Raw genomic sequence first — 1,238 nt, forward strand, 5'->3', positions numbered from 1 at the left:
GCAGGCTGCAACTCGCCTGCATGAAGTCGGAATTGCTAGTAATCGCGGATCAGCATGCCGCGGTGAATACGTTCCCGGGTCTTGTACACACCGCCCGTCACACCACGAGAGTTTACAACACCCGAAGTCGGTGGGGTAACCCGCAAGGGGGCCAGCCGCCGAAGGTGGGGTAGATGATTGGGGTGAAGTCGTAACAAGGTAGCCGTATCGGAAGGTGCGGCTGGATCACCTCCTTTCTATGGAGAATCGTTTCCTGCAATGGAGACATTCAAATCGGAAGCTTGACTTCCACTAGAACCCTTGGGTTCGAACACTCACTCGTGTTCAGTTTTGAAAGAGCAAGTCTCTTTCGTATGCGTTTGGTGGCGATAGCGGAGGGGTTCCACACGTACCCATCCCGAACACGACCGTTAAGTCCTCCAGCGCCGATGGTACTTGGACCGAAGGGTCCTGGGAGAGTAGGACGCTGCCAAGCGGACAACCAATCCTTTGGTTGATTCATAATGTTATATATGTTATATGGGCTTTTAGCTCAGTTGGTTAGAGCGCACCTCTGATAAGGGTGAGGTCGGTGGTTCGAGTCCACCAAGGCCCACCATATAACATTATATCCCTTTATGGGGCCATAGCTCAGCTGGGAGAGCGCCTGCCTTGCAAGCAGGAGGTCAGCGGTTCGATCCCGCTTGGCTCCACCAAAATGTTTTACATGAAATAGTATATGAGTACCTTGATCCTTGAAAACTGGATACCGAAACGAAAATGCGTTTTAGAACATCTTTTAGCTGAAACTTGTGTAAACAAGTTGAAATAGTTATTAGTATGCTGAAAGCGAAGGTTTTCGATTGTGAAGCGACCTTTGGCTTTAAACAGACTAGCGAACGGATTCATCCAGGAGCGCTGTTTAAAACAAGATGAGCGAACAAGCGAAACACCGGAGCGATGGTTAAGCTAATAAGAGCACACGGAGGATGCCTAGGCGCCAGGAGCCGACGAAGGACGTGGCGAACAACGAAACTGCCTCGGGGAGCTGTAAGCAAGCTTTGATCCGGGGGTGTCCGAATGGGGAAACCCAGCTGTGGTAATTCGCAGTTACTCATACCTGAATACATAGGGTATGCAGAGGCAGACCAGGGGAACTGAAACATCTAAGTACCCTGAGGAAGAGAAAACAATAGTGATTCCGTCAGTAGCGGCGAGCGAACGCGGAACAGCCTAAACCAAGGGGCTTGCCCCTTGGG

2 tRNA genes and 3 rRNA genes are annotated in these 1,238 nt (G+C 50.9%); all 5 read left to right on the forward strand.

Features of this window, described 5'->3' with window-relative positions:
• Positions 1-236, forward strand: a 16S ribosomal RNA gene (locus A3848_RS26145); the annotation flags it as partial.
• A 122-nt stretch (positions 237-358) separates the two neighbouring features.
• Positions 359-475 (forward strand): 5S ribosomal RNA (gene rrf, locus A3848_RS26150).
• Positions 476-521: 46 nt separating this feature from the next.
• Positions 522-598 (forward strand) — tRNA-Ile (locus A3848_RS26155).
• 21 nt (positions 599-619) lie between these two features.
• A tRNA-Ala gene (locus A3848_RS26160) sits at positions 620-695 on the forward strand.
• A 246-nt stretch (positions 696-941) separates the two neighbouring features.
• A 23S ribosomal RNA gene (locus A3848_RS26165) occupies positions 942-1,238 on the forward strand; the annotation flags it as partial.

Origin of the sequence: Paenibacillus sp. P32E (genome assembly GCF_001909085.1) — a bacterium.
In the GTDB taxonomy this organism is placed as follows: domain Bacteria; phylum Bacillota; class Bacilli; order Paenibacillales; family Paenibacillaceae; genus Paenibacillus_AQ; species Paenibacillus_AQ helianthi.